This is a genomic window from Rhizobium sp. P28RR-XV, assembly GCF_012641385.1.
Classification (GTDB): domain Bacteria; phylum Pseudomonadota; class Alphaproteobacteria; order Rhizobiales; family Rhizobiaceae; genus Rhizobium.
The window spans coordinates 79,298-98,947 of record NZ_JABAIG010000009.1 but is presented as its reverse complement, the minus strand read 5'-3'; the positions used below and the strand labels follow the sequence as shown (position 1 = coordinate 98,947).

At 61.0% G+C, this 19,650-nt stretch carries 18 protein-coding genes; 3 read left to right on the top strand and 15 right to left on the bottom strand.

Annotation, left to right across the window (positions count from 1 at the left end; translation table 11 throughout):
* Positions 1-21 precede the first annotated feature (21 nt).
* From HGP12_RS19810 to HGP12_RS19780, 7 genes are all read right to left on the bottom strand, one after another.
* Complete coding sequence (locus HGP12_RS19810) at positions 22-654, bottom strand: transglycosylase SLT domain-containing protein (protein WP_409526843.1); 633 nt, start codon at positions 652-654, stop codon at positions 22-24.
* Positions 557-2,140 (bottom strand): flagellar hook-length control protein FliK, encoded by a 1,584-nt coding sequence (locus HGP12_RS19805; protein ID WP_168841010.1) that lies wholly within the window; start codon positions 2,138-2,140, stop codon positions 557-559. Before HGP12_RS19805 ends, HGP12_RS19810 begins: the two co-directional genes overlap by 98 nt.
* Positions 2,141-2,142: 2 nt before the next feature.
* Entirely contained in the window at positions 2,143-3,450 is a 1,308-nt protein-coding gene (gene motC, locus HGP12_RS19800) for a chemotaxis protein MotC (RefSeq protein ID WP_168841011.1), read from the bottom strand.
* Positions 3,451-3,453: 3 nt separating this feature from the next.
* Positions 3,454-4,881: a MotB family protein gene (locus HGP12_RS19795; protein ID WP_168841012.1), complete on the bottom strand. Its 1,428-nt coding sequence runs from the start codon at positions 4,879-4,881 to the stop codon at positions 3,454-3,456.
* Positions 4,878-5,510, bottom strand: a complete 633-nt coding sequence (locus HGP12_RS19790; RefSeq protein ID WP_168841013.1) for a hypothetical protein — start codon at positions 5,508-5,510, stop codon at positions 4,878-4,880. Before HGP12_RS19790 ends, HGP12_RS19795 begins: the two co-directional genes overlap by 4 nt.
* 252 nt (positions 5,511-5,762) lie before the next feature.
* On the bottom strand, positions 5,763-6,743 hold the full coding sequence (locus HGP12_RS19785; RefSeq protein ID WP_168841014.1) for a flagellin: 981 nt from the start codon (positions 6,741-6,743) through the stop codon (positions 5,763-5,765).
* A 257-nt stretch (positions 6,744-7,000) separates the two neighbouring features.
* Complete coding sequence (locus tag HGP12_RS19780) at positions 7,001-7,918, bottom strand: flagellin (RefSeq protein WP_168841015.1); 918 nt, start codon at positions 7,916-7,918, stop codon at positions 7,001-7,003.
* Positions 7,919-8,257: 339 nt separating this feature from the next.
* On the opposite strand from HGP12_RS19780, the gene HGP12_RS19775 reads away from it, so the two are divergent.
* Both HGP12_RS19775 and HGP12_RS19770 read left to right on the top strand, forming a co-directional pair.
* The gene (locus HGP12_RS19775; protein ID WP_168841016.1) at positions 8,258-9,745 is read left to right on the top strand and encodes a pyridoxal-dependent decarboxylase; all 1,488 of its coding nucleotides are present in this window, start codon (positions 8,258-8,260) and stop codon (positions 9,743-9,745) included.
* Positions 9,739-10,995, top strand: coding sequence for a RimK family alpha-L-glutamate ligase (locus HGP12_RS19770; RefSeq protein ID WP_168841017.1), 1,257 nt, complete (start codon positions 9,739-9,741; stop codon positions 10,993-10,995). Before HGP12_RS19775 ends, HGP12_RS19770 begins: the two co-directional genes overlap by 7 nt.
* 111 nt (positions 10,996-11,106) lie before the next feature.
* Here HGP12_RS19770 and HGP12_RS19765 read toward each other — a convergent pair whose 3' ends face one another.
* Complete coding sequence (locus tag HGP12_RS19765; protein ID WP_168841018.1) at positions 11,107-12,018, bottom strand: flagellin; 912 nt, start codon at positions 12,016-12,018, stop codon at positions 11,107-11,109.
* A gap of 239 nt (positions 12,019-12,257) precedes the next feature.
* The gene (locus HGP12_RS19760; RefSeq protein WP_168841019.1) at positions 12,258-13,169 is read right to left on the bottom strand and encodes a flagellin; all 912 of its coding nucleotides are present in this window, start codon (positions 13,167-13,169) and stop codon (positions 12,258-12,260) included.
* A gap of 335 nt (positions 13,170-13,504) precedes the next feature.
* Here HGP12_RS19760 and HGP12_RS19755 point away from each other — a divergent pair, with 335 nt between their 5' ends.
* Entirely contained in the window at positions 13,505-15,448 is a 1,944-nt protein-coding gene (locus HGP12_RS19755) for a glycosyl transferase (protein WP_168841020.1), read from the top strand.
* A gap of 53 nt (positions 15,449-15,501) precedes the next feature.
* On the opposite strand, the gene fliP is transcribed toward HGP12_RS19755, so the two are convergent.
* Genes fliP through flgA form a run of 6 tightly spaced genes read right to left on the bottom strand, consistent with a single transcriptional unit; the run spans position 15,502 to position 19,644 of the window.
* Positions 15,502-16,260, bottom strand: coding sequence for a flagellar type III secretion system pore protein FliP (fliP, locus tag HGP12_RS19750; protein ID WP_112343820.1), 759 nt, complete (start codon positions 16,258-16,260; stop codon positions 15,502-15,504).
* The gene (locus HGP12_RS19745) at positions 16,257-16,751 is read right to left on the bottom strand and encodes a flagellar basal body-associated FliL family protein (protein WP_168841021.1); all 495 of its coding nucleotides are present in this window, start codon (positions 16,749-16,751) and stop codon (positions 16,257-16,259) included. The genes fliP and HGP12_RS19745 overlap by 4 nt, the downstream gene beginning before the upstream one ends.
* Before the next feature lie 43 nt (positions 16,752-16,794).
* Positions 16,795-17,508, bottom strand: coding sequence for a flagellar basal body L-ring protein FlgH (gene flgH / locus HGP12_RS19740; protein WP_168841022.1), 714 nt, complete (start codon positions 17,506-17,508; stop codon positions 16,795-16,797).
* The gene (locus HGP12_RS19735; RefSeq protein ID WP_168841023.1) at positions 17,505-18,047 is read right to left on the bottom strand and encodes a MotE family protein; all 543 of its coding nucleotides are present in this window, start codon (positions 18,045-18,047) and stop codon (positions 17,505-17,507) included. The genes flgH and HGP12_RS19735 overlap by 4 nt, the downstream gene beginning before the upstream one ends.
* Positions 18,044-19,162: a flagellar basal body P-ring protein FlgI gene (locus HGP12_RS19730; protein ID WP_168841024.1), complete on the bottom strand. Its 1,119-nt coding sequence runs from the start codon at positions 19,160-19,162 to the stop codon at positions 18,044-18,046. Before HGP12_RS19730 ends, HGP12_RS19735 begins: the two co-directional genes overlap by 4 nt.
* A complete protein-coding gene (flgA, locus tag HGP12_RS19725; RefSeq protein ID WP_409526844.1) occupies positions 19,159-19,644 on the bottom strand; it encodes a flagellar basal body P-ring formation chaperone FlgA in 486 nt (161 codons plus the stop codon). The genes HGP12_RS19730 and flgA overlap by 4 nt, the downstream gene beginning before the upstream one ends.
* Positions 19,645-19,650 lie beyond the last annotated feature (6 nt).

Here is a 19,650-nt window from a genome sequence, read left to right as displayed (position 1 = left end):
GGCATTGCAACCTATAGATGCTTAGTTTTGACAGAAGGTCGCCGCATTGGGCGTCCACTTTCCGTAGCCGGTGGCAACCAGATTGGCGATCACACGGCAGACATAGACCTTCTGGGCGGGGTCGTTGTTCGGACCCGCGTGGTATCTGGCTACCGCCATCGTCCAAGTCTCGTGCCTGTCATGCAGATTGCGGAGAAACTTCGCGGCATACTCGACGTTGCTGCGCGGATCGAACATTGCATCGACGGACGTAAAGTTTTCGCCGTGAAAATACTGGTTGATCTGCATGCAGCCGACGTCGATAAGCTTTGCACCGCTCTGCCGTGCCGCGGCGAAGACCTGCAGGGCGGCGCCCTCCGACGGCGGGAAGATCGGCCGCCCCTCGACATTGAGGGCATAGGGATAAAGCGATCCTTTACGCCCCGTCTCCGTTAAGCCGACAGAATAGAGTATCCCTTCCGGTATTCCGTACTTCGCGGCAGCAGACTGAATTTCGCGTTCGCAAAGGCCCGCGGCACCATTGTCCGGCGGCGTCGGATTACCCGACGCGAGCGCCTCAGAGGTAAACGGCGCCAGAACGAGAACGCTGAACGCCACCAGCAGCGCCGTCCTCAACACCGCGCTCACCCGAACTGCGATTGCCATTGTTTTCATCTGACTGCTGTCCCGAATAGTTCTGGCCCCTGGGACGCGCGTCGCCCCCTTGTCCCTGGTTCAACAGGGACTGTTGCTGGTTCGACCCGGAATTACGCCCGCTGTCCGACTGCTGATCCGCATTGGAGGCCAGGGTGACGGTGATACTGTCCACCTGGTAGCCTTGGGCGCGCAGCGCATCGACCATATGGCTTTGATCGGCATGAAGCTGCCTGTAGGCCTCGCCCGTCTGCACTTTCAGGTCGACGCTCAGCTGATCTCCGGAAAGCCGCATGGTGGCCGTGACATCGCCGAGATTGTCTGGACGCAGCTGGATCTTCAGCGTGTTGACAACCTTGCCCGTGCTCGACAGGTTCGCGGCATTGGAAAGCGCCGAACCCGGCTGCATCGCGGCAGACCATTCGCGATCGCCTGCCAGAGCTCCGGCGACGAGCGACGAGTTGGAATTGGTGGCAAGCCCCAGATAACGGCGGGAATCCAAGACCGTAATCGTCGGGGTGTCGCCGCCTGCGGAAGCCGCCACCTTGACGTCTGCCGCATCATCTCCGCTCTTGCTGATCGACAGGTCGAGCGCGCTGCCACGACCATCCGACCGCGTCAGGCGGAAGGTCTGCGCGGCATCCGCCCCCTTGCCGTCATCCGGCAGCGTCACCGCCGCATCCGATGCATCATTCGTGACGGCCGCGTTGCCGAGCGGCATTCCCTGGATTTTCGCATCGTCGGTCGTCTTGCCCGCCGGCGCCGTGCCCGCTTGTGCCGCAACGACGGGCTGCGGAACGTTCAGCAGCGACAGCGCAGCGGAAATCGTATTGTCGGCCTGGCCGGCTTGCGTCGGCACAGACTTACCATCATCCGCGGACTGTGCATCCTTCCCGTCTTTCACGGCAGGCGTTTTGCCATCGCCCTTCGCCGGCATGGTTTGACCGTCGGTCGCGGTGACATCGGCCAATTGCTGCGCGAGTTCGGCAAGCTGATCGAGCGTGGCCGGTTGTGCCGCCACCTTGCTGGGGTCGACAGCCGGTGCCGCCGGATCGGTGGCCACCCCCGTCTGATCACCTTCCGCAGGAAGCGTGTGGTCCTGCGTCGTCGCGGATATCGCCTTCTGCAGTTCTATCAGCGATTTCGTGAGCGCGGCCGCACCCGCGCCCTGGGACGGCTTTGCCCCCTTGGTCAGACCGGCGAGATTGGCGAGATTGGCTCCGGACGTATCGATCATACCAACTCCGGCGTTGGCGTCTTCGACAACGGCGAGGGCTACCGACGCGGGATCGCTTGCAGCTGTCTTTACGGCATCCGCATCGTCATCGGCTGTCGTGTTCGCGTTCGCCGACGCATCCGTCCCGGAGGATTTGCGCCCGTTGCCGAGCGAACCGGTCAGCGCATCGATAAAGCCCTTGCCGTCGTCCTGCTTCGCGGAGCGGGTGCCCTTGGCGGCAGTAAGAATATCCGCCCCGGATGAGGCGCTGGATACACCGATGTCGTTCATGATCAATGACTTTCCTGCTTCAACAGGCCGTCGATGGCATCCAGCTTCGAACGGCTCGTCGTGACGAATGCGTTGAACGAAGAGCCGGCTTCCTGCCGCCCTCCCTCCGAGGCGGGAGCCGCGTTTACCGAGGCTCCCTGCTCAACACCCGCCGTGCCGGGAGATTGGCCTCCCGATTGATTCGTCACAGCAGCATCGTGTTCAGTATTCTGTTGATTGGGCAGGTTAGAAACGTTGGCTTGCCCGAGGCTTGCAGGTTCGGGGGCGCGCAGTATCTCCTGTGCGACCGCCTTTGCGGCATCGCGCAAGGCACGATCGCGCGCGTTGAGCTCGCCCACCGGCATCTGATTGAGATCGTTGATCGCCGACTTCAGTTCCGGCGTGGATACGCCCGCCACGCCGCCATAGAAGTTCGCCAGCGCACCGAAGGCGTCGCCGCCGTCGGTGGTAGAGATAGCTTGGGCGCGGCCGGCCGCCAGCGCGGCGAGATCAGCCTTGCCGGCGATCGCCGCCCGGCGCGCCATGCGCAGATAGATCTCCCTTTGCCTGGGCGGATCCATGAAGGACAGAATGTCGACAATATCCTGCTGCTTGACGTCGGAATCGTGATCCACCACGAGCTGCACGAAAAGATCGGCAAACTGACTGGCATAGGGCGAATGCAGGAAGCGCCTCGTATAGCGCCGCGCATAATCGAGCCCGGTCGGCACCATTCCCGCATCGGCACATAAAGCCAGCGAGCGACGCAGTGCCGATTCCTCGACGATCGTGCCGGGCGCCATCAACCGCGCCCAATCGTAAAGCTGCAGGGCCACCTTGCCGTTCTTGCCGGACATGACGTTGCCGGCAACGAGCGAGAGATAAGGACCGATCGGCTTGTCGCGATATTCCCTGGCGATATCGGCAAGCGTATTGACGACCAGCAGCCCCTTGCCGTTCAGATATTTTCTCAAGACATCCGCGACGCGATTGTCGAAATTGCCGTTGAGGTCGCGCGACATCAGATATTCGAGCGTTTCCGGGTTGCCGCCGCTCATGGCATAGATCAGCGCCGCATCGACGTTGCGGCTGTCCTCGAATACGGATTTATCGGCATTGCGCAGGCGCTCATCGATAGTGGCGAGCAGAAAGCGCTGCATCTCTCCGGCGGAGCTGTCGCCCGCAGCGACGGAATCCTGGACGAATTCAAGCGAGCGCAGCATCTTGTAGAGCGGCAGGCTGTCCTGCCCCTCGGCGCTCGCGGCCCCCGGCATCAGCATGCCGAGGGTGAGGGTGAGCGCGAGGTGATGACGATGCTGTTTGCGCGCCATGAACTAGCCCTGCTTGCCTTGGCCTGACTTGCCCTTCCCCGAAGCGGGCTTGGCCGGGCTCTGCGCATCAGGGCTGGCCCCTTCCTTCACGGCCTGGTCCGAAGGATTGGCAATCAGGATCTCGATACGGCGATTGGCATCGTTGAAGGGATCGCTGGGCAGCTTCAGCCGTCGGTCCGCGAAGCCGGAGACCTGCGCGATCCGCTTCTCGTCCAACCCGCCGCTGGTCAGCATATAGTAGGCGCTTTGGGCACGGTCGAGCGACAGGCGCCAGTTGTCGTTGCGGCCGCCGACCATGTAGGGACGCCCGTCCGTGTGGCCCCGGACCAGGATCGATCCCTTGTGCTCGGCCAGGATCTTGCCGATCTTCTCCATGGCCAGCACCATCTCCCGGCGCGGAACGGCCGAGCCGATGTTGAACATCGGATCATTGCTCTGATCGGAAATCGTCACCAGCACACCGCCTTCGGCCGCGGTGACTTGCAACCCCTCGGCCAGCTGGCCGGCCACACCGTTGATCTCGGCCTTGATCGCCTGCTGCAAATCCTTGGCTTCCTGCTGCTGCGCCTTCGTCGGCGTCACATCCTTGCCCTGGGGCATGGCGGCATTGTCTTCAGGCATCGACGCGTCGCTTTGTCCGGAGACCTTGGCGATTTGCTGAGCTTGCGTCTGCTTTTCCTGCTGCTTGCCGGTCGCCTGCTCGCTCACCGTCGGCTGCTGTTCCGGCGTCTGCGGCTGATCCGCCGGCTGGCCGGTATCGGAGGCCGTTGCCTTCGACAGGGCGATCACTTCGCCCTTGTCCGTTTGATCCGACTTGGCGGACTGTTCCTCATTCGCCTTCTTGGAGGCGCTGGAAACCCGAACCTGCTTGGTCCAGAAATCAGGATCGAAGGGATCGCGATAGGCCTGACCGCCATCCGCACCCGTGGCTGGGCCGGACTGGGCGGCACCGCCCTCGCCCTTGGCGCTGACATTGGCCTGCTGGCCGACTTCCTGCGCGATTTCCGCCAGAACCGAATAGGGGTTCTCGAAGAAATCGGCCTCGGAATAATTCGTCTGATCGCCCGACGTCGATGTCAGGTCCTCACCCGTCTTGGCGGATTTGCCCTCGTTCGGCTTGTCCTGCGGCTTATCCGACTTCTGCTGGTTCTTTTCACCCTGAGCCTGGTCGACGGGCTTCTTGAGACCCTTCTCCGTCGGCTTTTCGTCCGCCAGTTTGATGGGATTGAAATAGGAGGCAACGGAGGCCTTCGTCTCCTCGTTGGCGGCATTGACGAGCCACATTACCAGGAAGAAGGCCATCATGGCCGTCATGAAGTCGGCATAGGCGATCTTCCACGCGCCGCCGTGGCCGGCGTCATGATCGCCGCCGCCATGGCGCTTGACGATGATGATCTCGTGCTTGCCGTGATTTTGATCGCCGTCGCTCATTTCAATATCTCTTTCAGACTAGCGGCCCAGGCTGACATTCGGGTCACGAGAACGCTCTCGCCAATGGTGACGGTGAGATCGACGTCCTGCGTCTCGACGTGACGCAACAGGGCGCCGTCGGCGCCGAGATGCGCATGAAGGGCCTCGAAGAGACGATGCGGGCCGCTGACGGAGATCGATCCGGCGCTACCGTCGAGAATTGCGGCCCTGACCAGATCGGCGAGATCGGCAACGGCCTTGGCTGTCAGCGTTTCGGTCATGATCGGCGCAAGAATGGCCGCCGTTTCCGCGCTGATCGCCTGACCCAACATCGTGGCCATGCGCGTCACGCCGGCCGCGATGTTCTCGGCCGCCTGTTCTTCATAACGCGTCCGCAACGCCTCCTTTTCGGCCTGAAACGACACGGCCATGGTATCGAGCTCGGCCTGATGCTTCTGCGACAGTTCCTGCGTCGCGGCCTCGTGTCCCTCTGCATAGGCGGCCCGGCGCTCGGCCTCGATATCGACAGGCGGCTCGACCGGACTTTCGGGAAACTCCATCAAATGCGCAAACGCTGCGTCCTCCGCAGGCGGCGGCGGGGCCTGTTCGGCGCTGAAATCCTTGAGGTATCGGGATAGTGCCAGGCTCAAGCGCGCATCTCCCCATTCGCATCGGAAAGATGCAGCACGTCCGTCCCAGCCGAGGGCAGCTCCATTCCCATTCTCAAAACGTCGATCATCACGCTTCCGGTTTCCGTCCTCGGGCTGCGCTTCCGGACATGACTGACGTCACCGGCACATTGCGCAACCATGCCACTGCGAAGGACCGTAGGCAGTCAAACTTGTGCGAGGATGAATGCGGCGGCCTTGGTCGAGAGCCGATCGAGCCGGGCCGCCCGCCCATCATTTCGATTGAAGGAGGATCAGCACCTTGCTCGCCATGCCGTTGGCGATCGACAACGCCTGAATACCCATCTGCTGGGCTGTCTGCAGGGCATTCTGCCGCACCGACGCCTCTTCCATATTCGTGTCGACGAGATCGCCGACGCTGCTCTTGATGGCGTCGCTGAGCTTGGAAATATAGTCCGACTGATCGTCGATGTTCGATTTCATCAAACCGAGCGTCGAATCCGCCGAAGTCGCGGACTTCAGAAGCGAGTTGGTGACATTGATCATGTCGGTCAGCTCGTCGTCGGTCGTGCTGCTCGAGATCGCGATCTCCGTTCCGCCCGCCGGCGCTGTACCAGTATCGGCAGCCAGGAGGTAGTAGTTGCGGGCCGTGGTACCGCCGCTGCTCGATGTGTCGAACGTGCTCGCATCGACATTCTTTGTCAGCAATCCCCGGCTCGCATCGGCGGTATCGATCATCAGGGTTTGGGAACTGTCGTAGCCGATCGTCGTGAGGCTGATCTGGCCGCCAGCGCCGCGCGTGAAATTGCTGATCACGGATTGCTGCGTGCTGGGGTGCTGGTCGGTATTGTAGAGCCAATTTTCGCCGGAGAAGGAGGCCGATTGGGTAACGGATTGCAGCTGATTCTTAAGCTGCTGAATATCGGAATTGATCGCATCCTTATTTGTGCCCGCTTCCTTTGCCGAAACCAGCTTTGACTGGATTTGCGTCAAAAGGCTGACGACCGTATCCATGGCGGTGGACGCGGTATCGACCTTGGAGGAGCCGAGGCCGAGCGCATCCGTGATCGTGGAAAGGCTGCTCCGGTCCGAGCGCATGGTGGTCGCCATCGACCAGTAGGTCGGATCGTCGCTCGCCGTCGCGATGCGATAACCGGACGAGACCTGCTGCTGCACGACACCGAGATCTTTGTTGATTCCGCGTAACACGGTCAGCGCCGCGGACGCAGCATGATTCGTCGTCACATTGCTCATCTGAGAATCCGTAATTCCATTGGGACTGGCAAACCGGGCCGATCCGGTAGCAACGATTGGCCTCATGCCCACCAGCGGGGGATATCCCAGCGCGGCCCGTCGCTAAAGCAAAGCCCGGCTATCGTTCTGAAGACGATCGAAGGCCGGATCCTGCAAAAAGACTGCAAATCAATCAGCGACAACGTTAACAAAAGCTCATGTGCGGCGACAAGAGGGAAATGCCGCCGCGCCATCCTAACGCAAGCTCCAGTCAAGGCTCACTTGAAGAGGGAGAGGACGTTCTGCGCGCTGGTGTTGGCGATCTGAAGCGACTGGATGGCCAGTTGCTGCTGCGTCTGCAGCGCCGACAGCCTGCTCGACTCCTCTTCCATATCCGCATCGACAAGCTTGCCGACGCCGGAATCGATCGTGTCGCGCAGCGTGGAAACGAAGCTCGTCTGCAGATCGATGCGGGTCGAAAGCGAGCCGAGCTGCGAGGCCGTGGTCGTCATGGCGTTGAGGGCGCTCTGAACGAGATTCATGGCCTTGCCGATGTCGCCGCTCGTCATGTTGGTGATATCGAGACTGAAGACCGAATAGGATGTGCCGCTGATATTCTGCTGAGTGCCGAGAATACCGGAGCTGGTATCGATCGTACCGCCGCTTGCGCCGAACAGCACATTGCCCTGCGAACCGGTATCGAAACTGTAGCTGGTGCTGTTGACGGAAACAGTGCCGTTGTTGTTGCGCACGAAGGAGGAGACGACGGAGGCCGATGCGCCGTTGACCGCATACATCCAGTTCTGCCCGGAGAAGGAAGCGGACTGTGCGATACTCTCCAGTTGCTGCTGAAGCTGGGTGATTTCCTCTTGGATATCAGCCTTCGAAACGCTGCTTTCGGTTGCCGCGACGAGCTTGTCCTTGATCTGCTGCACGACGGTGATGGAATTATCCATCGCCGCATAGGCTGTATCGACCTTGGCGGCACCTAAGCCTAATGCGTCCGAGACGGCGGAAAGCGCGCTGTTGTCGGAGCGCATGGTGGTCGCGATCGACCAGTAGGCAGCATTGTCGGCTGCCTTGGCGACGCGATAGCCGGAGGATACGCGGCTCTGCGTGTCCTGCAGGTTCGTGTTGATGCCGCGCAGGGTTTGAAGGGCGGACATTGCCGCGTCGTTGGTGAGAATGCTGGTCATCGAATGGTGCCCCTTGTGGCTGAATTTGGAAGGGACATCCGGTCTGCGGCCGGGAACGGCAATCAGCCTCATGCTTGTTAACCGCCTTTTAAGAGGGGTTAACCAACCGTTGCGTTAGCTGCAACTGACAGCATTAGAGTTAATAAAAGGTTAACGCCACCACCAAAAGTTAACGAATTCATACGGCTGATGACTGGCAGGCTCGCAAGTCAGCCTCGCGCCACCTTGGGCGTCGTAGCATGGCAGCGATCCGTCCGTGTCGGACGGGAAGCGGCCGGTCACTTTTCATAGGGCATTCCGACGGCAGCGTGGATACGGCCGGCCATAGACGAGGTTGAGATGTTCAGTTTGCAGGACGCCGGACGAACGGCGGTTGATCGCCACGCGCGAACAAGCCTCGATCCGGACGACTGGCAGGCCCTGCGCAAACAGGGTCATCAGATGCTCGACGACATGCTCGATCATCTCCAGGCACTCGGCACGAAGCCGGTTTGGCAGCATGCCCCCGCCTCCGCCCGCGCCTTGTTCGATGCGCCGTTGCCCGTGGAGGCCGGCGATCTGGCTGAAGTCCACGCCATCTTTCGGGAAAACATCCTGCCCTACGGCAGCGGCAACATCCATCCCGGCTTCATGGGCTGGGTCCAGGGCGGCGGCACGGTCGCCGGCATGCTGGCTGAAATGCTGGCCGGCGGGCTGAACGCCAATCTCGGCGGCCGCGACCATATGCCGATCGAGGTCGAGCGCCAGATCATCCGCTGGACGCGCCAGATCTTCTCCTTTCCGGAAACGGCCGGCGGCATATTCCTGACCGGCGCATCGCAGGCCAATTTCGTGGCGGTACAGATCGCCAGATGCCGCAAGCTCGGCCGTGACGTGCGCGCAACGGGCCTGTCCGACGAATCCCGGCTGGTCGCCTATGCCTCAAGCGAGGTGCATGGCTGCGTCCCGCGCGCCTTTGAAATGTCCGGCATCGGCAGCAATCAGCTGCGGCGCGTTCCGGTCGACGCCCTCGGCCGGATCGATCTCCATGCGCTGGAGCAGGCGATCCTGCGCGACAGGCAGGAAGGCTTCGTGCCGTTCCTCCTCATCGGCAGCGCGGGAACAGTCAACACCGGCGCCGTCGATGACCTGGCCGCCCTGCGCGGCATTGCCGACACCCATGATCTTCATTTTCACGTCGACGGCGCGCTCGGCGCTCTTGGCATCCTCAGCGAGGAGCTCGCACCTTTGTTTGCGGGGATAGAAACCTGCGATTCCCTTGCCTTCGATTTCCACAAGTGGGGTCAGGTACCCTACGATGCCGGCTTCCTCCTGGTGCGGGACAGCGAGTGGCAACGGCAAGCCTTTGCTTCGGACGCCGCCTATCTCAGCCGCGCGGCGACCGGGCTTGCGGGCGGAGACTGGTGGCCCTGCGACTACGGTCCGGATCTTTCGCGCGGTTTCAGGGCTCTGAAGACCTGGTTCACGCTGAAAACCTATGGCGTCAAAGCATTGGGCGAGGCAATGAGCGCCAACTGCATGCTGGCACGCGAGCTTGCGCGGCGGATCGAGCGGGAGCCTGCGCTGAAACTGCTCGCGCCCGTCGCCCTCAACATCGTCTGCTTCGCCTATGTCGGAGCCGATGGAACGATGCCGGCATCCGTCAATTCCCACATCGTCGAGCGTCTCCACGCCGAAGGCCGCGTCGCTCCGTCACTGACCCATATGAACGGTCAGCCGGCAATTCGCGCCGCGATCGTAAACCACCGTACCCGACTGGCGGATATCGACGCGCTCGTTCGGAGCGTTTTGACAATCGGCTCTCAACAGGATCTTCCGCAATGCTGATGACCAAAGCCCCCACCGCCGATCCGGCGCCCCTGAACATGCCGGCCAGCGCCCGAATTCTCGGCATGCGGAGAATAGTCTCGTCCGTCTACGCAGGCCACGACGTGACCCCGCTCTGGAACGAACTCATGCAGCGCGTGACGGCGGACCCAACCGCCGCCGCCGCATTTCTGGACATGGCCATCATCCTGCAGACGCTCGGCCGCAGCGATGAGGCTCGCCAGATTTTAAAGAGCGCCGTGCAAATACGCCGCGACTATTGCGTGGTCCATGGCAACGGGACGGGTCCGCGGCTGCTCGCTTTCGTGACCGAAGGCGATTTCATGGCCAATACGCCGCTCGACTTCCTACTGGCCGGCAGTGACTGCGTGCTCTGGCTGCATTATGTCGACCTGGAAACCGCTGTCCTCGCCGACCTGCCGGACCATGACGTCGCCTTCATGGCGATCGGGGAATCGACCGAAAACGCCCCTCTGCTCGCCCATATGCAAAAACTGCTTGCCGGCCTCGACGGTCCGGTTATGAACCGCGATCCAGAGCTAATCGCCAGGCTCACGCGCGACGGCGTCAGCGGCATGTTGGCCAACGAGCCGTCCATCCTGTCGCCAAGCACCCATCGCGTTTCGCGCGCCGATCTTGCAGCCGTCGCGGCCGGCGCCAAGCCGCTCGGGGATTGCGCTCCGGGCCTGGCCTTTCCGCTCGTCCTTCGCCCGATCAGCACGCATGCAGGCAGCGGGATGGAACGTATCGCCGATCCGGCCGGGCTGGCAGCCTTTTTGACGACACAGCCCGCCTCCGAGCTTTACGTGGCGCCCTTCATCGAGTTTCGCGGAGCTGACGGCTACTACAACAAGCAGCGTGTCGTGTTCATCGACGGCAAGGCTTTCGCAAGCCACATGGCGCTCTCGGACCATTGGATCGTGCATTATCTGAGCGCCGGCATGGCGGAGAGCGCGGCAAAACGCGCCGTCGAACAGGCATGGATGGAAAATTTCGATCACGACTTCGCCGTGCGCCACAAGGAGAGCTTCGCGGCCCTTTGCCGCCATATCAAGCTCGACTATTTCGGCATCGATTGCGCGGAACTTCCCGACGGACGCCTGCTGGTGTTCGAACTCGATGTGGCAATGGTGGTCCACGACATGGATGACCCGATCGTCTATCCCTACAAGCAGGCGGCCATGCGGAAACTATTCGATGGCTTCGTCGATGCCGTCAGGCAAAGGGCGGCCCCGGCAAAGGCGTCCTGAGCTGGTCGGCGCCGATGTGCCGGACCAAAATTGAAAACCGCGCCTTCCGGGGAAGGCGCGGTGAAGGTCTATCTCTTGCCGTCGACCAACGCGTTGCGTTGGCGCTTTTTATTAGCGGAAGAGCGACAGAATCGACTGGGTCGAGGAGTTGGCGATCGACAGGGACTGAACGGCCAGCTGCTGCTGCGTCTGCAGAGCGGACAGCTTGCTCGATTCCTGTTCCATGTTGGCGTCAACCAGCTTGCCAACGCCCGACTGGATCGAGTCGGAAAGCGAGGAAGCGAAGCTCGTCTGCAGATCGATACGGCTGGAAACGGAGCCCAGCTTCGAGCCGAGGCTGGTCATGGAGTTCAGAGCGGTCTGAACCATGTTCAGGGCGCTCGAGATCTGACCGCCGGTCATGCTGGAGATGTCGAGGCTGAAGACCGAAGCGCCAACCGAACCATCCGACGTACCCAGGATGCCCGAAGTCGTGTCGATCGTGCCGCCGCTCGAGCCGAACAGAACGTTGCCGGTCGCGCTGGTGTCGAAGGCGTAAGAGGTCGTGCTGACCGAAACGGTGCCGTTGGTGCCGCGGATGAAGGACGAGACAACCGAAGCGGAGTCGCCGCTCTGAGCCATGACCCAGTTTTCGCCGTTGAACGAAGCCGACTGGGCAACGCTCTGCAGCTGCTGCTGCAGCTGGCCGATTTCTTCCTGAATAGACTTCTTGTCAACCGAACCTTCCATGGCGGTGGCAAGCTTGTTCTTGATCTGGCCGACAATGTCGATGGCGCTGGTAACGGCGGTGGTTGCAGTGTCAACCTTGGCGGCGCCGAGGCCGAGAGCGTCGGATACAGCGCCGATAGCGCCATTGTCGGACTTCATGCTGGTGGCGATCGACCAATAAGCAGCGTTGTCGGAAGCCTTGGAGATGCGCAGGCCGGAAGAAACGGCAGCCTGGGTGTCCTGCAGGTTGGAGCCGATGGTGCGCAGCGTCTGGAGAGCGGCCATTGCGGCGTTATTGGTAAGAATGCTCGTCATGATATTTGCCCCTTTGGCAGTGGTTAAATAAGGGACATTCCGGACCTAAAACCGGTAACGGCATTCAGCATCATGCCTGTTAACCAAATCCGTTAAGGTTAACTCGCCGTTTCGATGACCCTAAGAAACAGCAATAAAGTTAAGAAAATCTGAACCGCCCTTACCCAGAAAACATAAAAAAAACCGCGCCTTAGACGGGCGCGGTTAACTTCTTGTTTAGGAATGGGCCGTCTATCCGATTAACGGAAGAGCGACAGGATCGACTGGTTCGAAGAGTTGGCGATCGACAGGGACTGGATAGCCAGCTGCTGCTGCGTCTGCAGAGCGGACAGCTTGCTCGATTCCTGTTCCATGTTGGCGTCAACCAGCTTGCCAACGCCCGACTGGATCGAGTCGGAGAGCGAGGAAGCGAAACTCGTCTGCAGATCGATACGGCTGGAAACGGAGCCCAGCTTCGAGCCGAGGCTGGTCATGGAGTTCAGAGCGGTCTGAACCATGTTCAGGGCGCTGGAGATCTGACCGCTCGTCATGCTGGAGATGTCAAGGCTGAAGACCGAAGCGCCAACCGAACCATCCGACGTACCCAGGATGCCCGAAGTCGTGTCGATCGTGCCGCCGCTCGAGCCGAACAGAACGTTGCCGGTCGCGCTGGTGTCGAAGGCGTAAGAGGTCGTGCTGACCGAAACGGTGCCGTTGGTGCCGCGGATGAAGGACGAGACAACCGAAGCGGAGTCGCCGCTCTGAGCCATGACCCAGTTTTCGCCGTTGAACGAAGCCGACTGGGCAACGCTCTGCAGCTGCTGCTGCAGCTGGCCGATTTCTTCCTGAACAGACTTCTTGTCGACCGAACCTTCCATGGCGGTGGCAAGCTTGTTCTTGATCTGACCCACGATGTCGATGGCGCTGCTGACGGCCGTCGATGCGGTGTCAACCTTGGCGGCGCCGAGGCCGAGAGCGTCGGATACAGCGCCGATAGCGCCATTGTCGGACTTCATGCTGGTGGCGATCGACCAATAAGCAGCGTTGTCGGAAGCCTTGGAGATGCGCAGGCCGGAAGAAACGGCGCTCTGCGTGTCCTGCAGGCTGGAGCTGATGCCGCGCAGCGTCTGGAGAGCGGCCATTGCGGAATTGTTGGTGATGATGCTCGTCATTGAGTGTGTCCCCTGGAAACTGGATACGAAAGGAGGACATACCGGACTGGAAATACCGGCGATGACGGAGCAGCTTCATGCCCCTCGATCCAATTTTCCTGGAGGACCAAACCCGTCATGTTGCGAGGAAGGTCGCACCCATTGCTTGCCAATTTCTTAAACTTGGGACCACCGGGAACCGCCTGTCCTGAACTTGGCTAACAATGCGTAAAGGCACTTTCGACCAATGCTTCGGTTTCAGGCAAGCTACGTTAGAGATGATCAGGCGAATCCATGATGCCGGTGCTCGGCCTTTGTCGAGAGCCAGTTCAACATTCCGCTTGGAGTTCTCGCTCGTGAATACGAAAAATGCCTTTGTGACAGCGTCCGGCTTCTATCAAAAGGGGCAATATACGCGCGCACTCGAAACGTTGAACGAGCTGCTGAATAGCGACGGGTCGCCAAAGACCTACGCATTGCTGGCAAAGACGCTGCTCAAACTCGGCTTCAGATCGGATGCGGCAAGCGCCTATGAGCTGGCCGGCCGGCAAAAGCCCCAGCGAGACGAATTTCTGCGCGAAGCCCTCCTGCTGCACGGCGATTGCGGCAATGATGATCAGGCGCTCGCGGTTGGCAACCTGATCCTTCCAATGGCGTTCAAGGATCCGGATCTTGCCTTCATCCTCGTTCGCATTTTCCTGAGCCGACAGCAGAAAGAACTCCTCACCGGCTTCAAGACGGTACTGGTCGAGGGACCGGAGCTCAGGCATCGGCTCATGGCGGCGAAACTCCTCACCGACGATCTCTATGACGAAAGCAACCGACACCTGGTTGCGACGCTGTTCAAGAAACATCCCGAGAGCATTATCTCTCGCATACTCCATCTGATCTTCGCGCGAGAAATATCCGATCTCGCGGCTGTCGACAGGCACATGGCGCCGATCACAGCGGCACTGGCGAAGGGCAATCTCGACTACGTGATCCCGGACAACCCCTTCTTCCACCTGCATTGGTGTGGCGATGAAGCAATTAACAAGCACGCTGTCCACGACACGAAACCCCTGTCCGCCGGCCATGCCGAGGCTCGTCGCAAGTTGCCGCACGCGTGGAGCAACAAGATCCGCGTCGGCTATCTCTCATCGGATTTCTGGCCTGGCCACGCGACGATGAAACTGATGCAGCGGACCTTGGAGCTGCACGACAGGGATCGGTTCGAGATCACCCTCTTCGACCATTCCGATCTCGCTTCCCAAAAGGAACAAGCGTTCGACCATCAGAAGTGGGGAACGATGGTCGATGTTCGCGGTCTGTCCGACCAGGGCGCAGCAGAGGCGATCCGCGCCCGGAATATCGACATTCTCGTCGATCTCAAGGGACACACCAAAGGAAGTCGCGCGCTCATCCTCAACCATATGGCGGCTCCGATCCAGGTTTCCTGGCTTGGTTTTCCGGGCTCTGTCGTCAATATCGACCTCGACTATATCATCGGCGATCATTATGTGCTTCCAGATCATTCGAAGCCGCATTTCCACGAGAAGTTCTGCCGCCTGCCCGAATGCTACCAGCCGAACGATCCGCTCAACCGCCCGAAGCCACGGCCGACGACGCGCGCGCAGCACGGGCTGCCCGAAGACGCCTTCGTCTTCGCCTCCTTCAACGGCAACCGCAAGATCACCCCGCAGATGGTCGACGTGTGGTGCAATATCCTCAAGCGCAGCAAGAACAGCGTGCTTTGGCTGCTCTGTAACGGCGCCCGTGCAGAAGCCAATCTCTGGGCACGTCTGGAAGCGCATGGCATCAACCGCAAGCGCGTCGTCTTCACCACCCGCATTCGCTACGAGGATCACATCGATCGCCAGCAGCTGGCCGATCTCGGCCTCGACACCTTCCCGGTCAACGGCCACACGACTACGTCCGAGCAGCTCTGGGGCGGTCTGCCTGTTCTCACCGTGAAGGGCACCAATTTCGCCTCGCGCGTCAGCGAGAGCCTGTTGAACACCATCGGCCTGCCGGAACTGGTTGCCGATGACATCAAGGCCTATGAGGACATGGCGGTAGAACTTGCCGGCCAGCCGGAGCGCATTGCGCAGTTCAAGCAAACCCTTGCCGCCAATCGCCACATCAAGCCGCTCTTCGACGCGGAACGCTTCACGCACCATCTGGAAACCGCATTCGAGATGATGGCGGCCCGCGCCAAGCAGGGCCTCGCACCCGATCACATGGATGTGCCGGCGCTGCCGGTGCGCACGGAAGCCTTTATGGAAGAAGACCAGAACTCGGCGGCGATCGCGGCCGAGTAAGCTGTCGCGATTGCCGGGAGGATACTTCCGGCAATCGTTTCAAACTGGCTCTGTCAGTGGAAAGAGCGGACCAGGCTGCCGACCAGCAGGTTCCAGCCGTCGATCAGCACGAAGAAGAGAATCTTGAACGGCAGCGAAATCGAGGTCGGCGGCAGCATCATCATGCCCATGGCCATCACGATGGTCGACACGATCAGGTCGATGACCAGAAACGGCAGTACGACAAGGAAACCGATTTCGAAGCCGCGGCGAATCTCCGAGATCATGAAGGCCGGAATCAGGACACGATAATCGATCTTGTTGTCGACCACGGTCGTCTGACCGCGCTCCTGCGCCAGATCGACGAAAAGCTTCAGATCCTTGTCGCGCGTATTGTTCGACATGAAGGTGCGGAACGGCTCGGCGATGCGCTGCACGGCATCGGCTTCCGAAATCTGATTGGCAAGCAGCGGCTGCACGCCATCCTTCCAAGCCTGATCGAATGTCGGCGACATGACATAGAAGGTCATGAACAGGGCGAGGCTCAGCAGGATCATGTTCGACGGCGTCGACGAAAGGCCCATGCCGGTGCGCAGGATCGAAAACGCAATGATGAAGCGCGGAAAGCTCGTCACCATGATCAGGATGCCCGGCGCGATCGACAGGATCGTCAGGAGCCCGAACGTGCGGATGATCCAGGCGGCGACCGAGCCGTTGACCGGAGCGTTCAGAAGATCGGTGGGAAGCTGTTGCGACAATTGCTGCGCCATCGCCAGTTCAGGCGACAATACAGAAATCACTAATATAGACAGGGCAAGTATTAATCGAATCATTCGATCACGAAAGTTCTGAACATAACTTTCGATACTCGTCCTTCAGAGCGTAGGTCAACACGCTCCTGAATGTCATCCCGAAGATATTGCAGGCCCCGCGCACCCTCGATCTGCTGCAGGGAAACCGTGCGGATATAAGCAAGAATATCCTGATGGATCGCCTGGGCGAGCTGAGCATCCGTAGGTCCCTTGAAGACCAGGGCGAGTTCCAGCCTTACCCAGCTCTGCGAGGGATAGGCAAGATTGGTGGTGATCGGATCGAGCGCTATGATGCCGTTCGCCTGTGCCGCGGCGGCCGCTTGCTTGCTGTCGCCGGCGGCCTGGATCGTCATCTGCACGGCAGCGGTCGCCGCCTTGATCCTCGGCGCGACGACGGTTCCCAGCACCCAGCCGCCGCCGCCGCCAAGAACGGTCAGCACCAGCAGTCCGACGATCGTCATGATCAGCGGCGATCCCTTGCCCTTTGCCGGTTCGTCTGTCGCTGCTGCCATGTTCTCCGTCCGTCCGTTGTCTACTAGCCGATACCGTCAGCCGTCAGAGCGGCGACAGCAGGTCCACGGCCTGCTGGCCCCGCGGCGGCTGCTGTATTTCCGTCAGACGACCGCGTCCGCCATAGGAGATGCGCGCCTCGGCGATCTTGTCGTAGGAAATCGTATTATCCGCGGTGACGTCCTGCGGCCGCACGATGCCGGCGACATTGAGGATGCGGATTTCCTGGTTCATGCGGACTTCCTGCGAGCCGCTGATCATCAGGTTGCCGTTTTCGAGAATGCCTGTGACGACGGCAGCGACCAGAAGGTTGATCTGCTCGGAGCGCTGCATCTTGCCCTTGCTGTCGGTGCTGGTGTCGGAGCCTGAGGTGGCGTCGGCGTTGGTGGCGGGTCTCCAGCCGAAGATCTTGGCCGAAATATCCCAGTTCATGTCGCTCTTGTTCGTGCGATTGCGGTTGGTCTCGTTGTCCCAGTTCGCCTTGTCGTTGATCTGGATCGTGACGGTCAGGATGTCGCCGACATTGAGCGCGCGCGAGTCCTTGAAGAGCGCCGCCTGCGAATCGTTCCAGAGCGAATAGCCCTGCGCAACCTGGTGCGGCCGCTTTGGATATTGCAGCATCTGCGGCGTCTGCGCATATTGCAGGCCGCTGCCGATCGGACTCATGGCAGGCGCCCTGCCGATTTCCCTGAGGGCCTGCGACTGGCAACCGGCGAGAAAGACGACGATTGCGCAGGCGGCCGTAAGACGCGTGTTCATGAGGGGTCCTTCGACTTCGATGTATTCGGGTCGGATGCGCTGGCGATGATATTGGTGATGACGGCCGCCTTCTTCGCATCCATTTCCGCAAGGATCAGGCTCGATTGACGCGACGAAAGCTTCATGATGATCGCAGCAGCAATCGTGGTTCTGACGTCGTTGAGGCTCGCCGCCGCCGCATCCGGCTTCATGTTCTTGTAGATATCGACGAGGCCGAGATCGGCTGTCTTGAGGAAGTCGTCGCGGCGTTTCAGCCAGTCCTCGTATTCGGCCTTGCGCTTGTCCATGATGGCGATGCGCTGATCGACATCGGCCTGGAGCTTTTCCAGCTCCTGCTTCTGCAGCAGGTAGCGCTGATCGCGGGCCGGATCGGCAATATTGGTGCAGAACTGCCGGATCTCGTCCTGGCTGGAGGCCGGATCGGCGGCAACCGGCTTCGGCGCCTCCTGCGCCGCCGCCATGTCGAGCGGTAACAGCATGGCGACCGTTGCGAGACTGCAGGCAATCAGCATTTTTCTGGCGATGGCGGTCAAGATCATTGCAGCACGAGCTCCGCTTGCAGGGCGCCAGCCGACTTGATGCCTTGCAGGATGGCGATGATGCCGTCCGGCTTGACGCCGATATTGTTGAGGCCGGAGACCAGCGTCTTCAGATCAGGCCCTTCCAGCACCGCAACGCGGCCACCGCTCTTGGTGGCGGTGATGTCGGTCTGGTCCTGGATGGCGGTCTCGCCATCCGAGAAGGGTTCGGGCTGGATCACCTGCGGGTTCTCGCTCACCTGCACGGTCAGCGTTCCGTAGCTGACGGCGACGGGGGAGACGCGGACGTCGGCGCCGATGACGATCGTTCCGGTGCGCTCGTTGATGACGACCTTGGCCGGCGTATCGGTCTGGACGTTGAGGTTTTCGATGTCGGCCATCAGCCGTGTCAGATCCGCCATCTTCGGCTTGGCGACCGTCACTTCCTGCGAGTCCTTGGCCTCAGCGATCGGTGCGCCGAAACGCGAGGTCGCCCAGGTATTGACCGTGTCGGCGATGCGGATCGAGGTGGAGAAGTCCGGATTGCGCAGCTGCAGAACCAGGTTGACCGAATCCTTGAAGCGTGACGGCAGCTCGCGCTCGATGATCGCGCCGCCGGGCACGCGGCCGGCCGTCGTAACGCCCTCGGTCACCGTTGCGGCGGCGCCCTGCGCCTGGAAGCCGGAGACGATGACGGAGCCCTGCGCCACGGCATAGATCTGCCCGTCCGCACCGCTCAGCGAAGTCATGATCAGCGTGCCGCCGCGCAGCGACGAGGCATCGCCGAGCGAGCTCACCGTCACATCGATACGGCTGCCGGGGCTTGCAAAGGGTGGCAGGTTCGCGGTCACCATGACGGCGGCCGTATTCTTCGCGGCGGATTGACCGCCCTGGGTCGAGATGCCGAGGTTCTGCAGCATCGCGCGCATGGATTGCTCGGTAAACGGCGAGGAACGCAGGCCGTCGCCGGTCCCCTGGAGGCCGACGATCAGGCCGTAGCCGATAAGCTGGTTGTCGCGGCCGGATTGCAGCGACGCGATATCCTTGATGCGCGATTGCATCGCCGCGGCCGGATCGGCGACGATCAGGCTCGGCAACGCGAACAGGACTGCGAGAAATTGACGAAGCCGTTTCATTTCGCGACCACTCGGATCGTACCGTTTTCAAGAACAGTGCCGTTGACGATGATGCCCGAATCCATGTTGCGGGCGCGCACATTGTCGCCGACGGCGCCATCATCCAGCGGCGTACCTGCCGCCGTGATCATCATGCTGCCCATGCTCATCACCAGGCGAACATTCGAACCGCGCATCACCGCATAGGGCTGGCGCAGGGCGGAAATGGAAATCGTACGGCCGGGAAGAAGCGTCCGCTTCGATACCAACCCCGTGACGTCGCGAAGCCGCTTGGCATAGTCGCCGCTCAGATTGGGATTGGTGACCTCAACCTCCTCAAGCTGACCGCTGCCGATGATATCGCCCGGATAGATCGTCTCGGTCGGCACCACGGCGGTACCGAGCGCGGAACCATCGGCGCTCACAGCCCAGGCGGGCATAGCCGAAACAACCACGACGGAAAGGCTCGCCGCGGCGAACCATGCCATTGCTAAGCTTTTCATCCGGCG

Coding starts and splice junctions, on each gene's coding strand:
- HGP12_RS19810 (WP_409526843.1), bottom strand. CDS start 654: ATGAAAACAATGGCAATCGCAGTTCGGGTGAGCGCGGTGTTGAGGACG.
- HGP12_RS19805 (WP_168841010.1), bottom strand. CDS start 2,140: ATGAACGACATCGGTGTATCCAGCGCCTCATCCGGGGCGGATATTCTT.
- motC (WP_168841011.1), bottom strand. CDS start 3,450: ATGGCGCGCAAACAGCATCGTCATCACCTCGCGCTCACCCTCACCCTC.
- HGP12_RS19795 (WP_168841012.1), bottom strand. CDS start 4,881: ATGAGCGACGGCGATCAAAATCACGGCAAGCACGAGATCATCATCGTC.
- HGP12_RS19785 (WP_168841014.1), bottom strand. CDS start 6,743: ATGAGCAATGTGACGACGAATCATGCTGCGTCCGCGGCGCTGACCGTG.
- HGP12_RS19780 (WP_168841015.1), bottom strand. CDS start 7,918: ATGACCAGCATTCTCACCAACGACGCGGCAATGTCCGCCCTTCAAACC.
- HGP12_RS19775 (WP_168841016.1), top strand. CDS start 8,258: ATGTTCAGTTTGCAGGACGCCGGACGAACGGCGGTTGATCGCCACGCG.
- HGP12_RS19770 (WP_168841017.1), top strand. CDS start 9,739: ATGCTGATGACCAAAGCCCCCACCGCCGATCCGGCGCCCCTGAACATG.
- HGP12_RS19765 (WP_168841018.1), bottom strand. CDS start 12,018: ATGACGAGCATTCTTACCAATAACGCCGCAATGGCCGCTCTCCAGACG.
- HGP12_RS19760 (WP_168841019.1), bottom strand. CDS start 13,169: ATGACGAGCATCATCACCAACAATTCCGCAATGGCCGCTCTCCAGACG.
- fliP (WP_112343820.1), bottom strand. CDS start 16,260: ATGATTCGATTAATACTTGCCCTGTCTATATTAGTGATTTCTGTATTG.
- HGP12_RS19745 (WP_168841021.1), bottom strand. CDS start 16,751: ATGGCAGCAGCGACAGACGAACCGGCAAAGGGCAAGGGATCGCCGCTG.
- flgH (WP_168841022.1), bottom strand. CDS start 17,508: ATGAACACGCGTCTTACGGCCGCCTGCGCAATCGTCGTCTTTCTCGCC.
- HGP12_RS19735 (WP_168841023.1), bottom strand. CDS start 18,047: ATGATCTTGACCGCCATCGCCAGAAAAATGCTGATTGCCTGCAGTCTC.
- HGP12_RS19730 (WP_168841024.1), bottom strand. CDS start 19,162: ATGAAACGGCTTCGTCAATTTCTCGCAGTCCTGTTCGCGTTGCCGAGC.
- flgA (WP_409526844.1), bottom strand. CDS start 19,644: ATGAAAAGCTTAGCAATGGCATGGTTCGCCGCGGCGAGCCTTTCCGTC.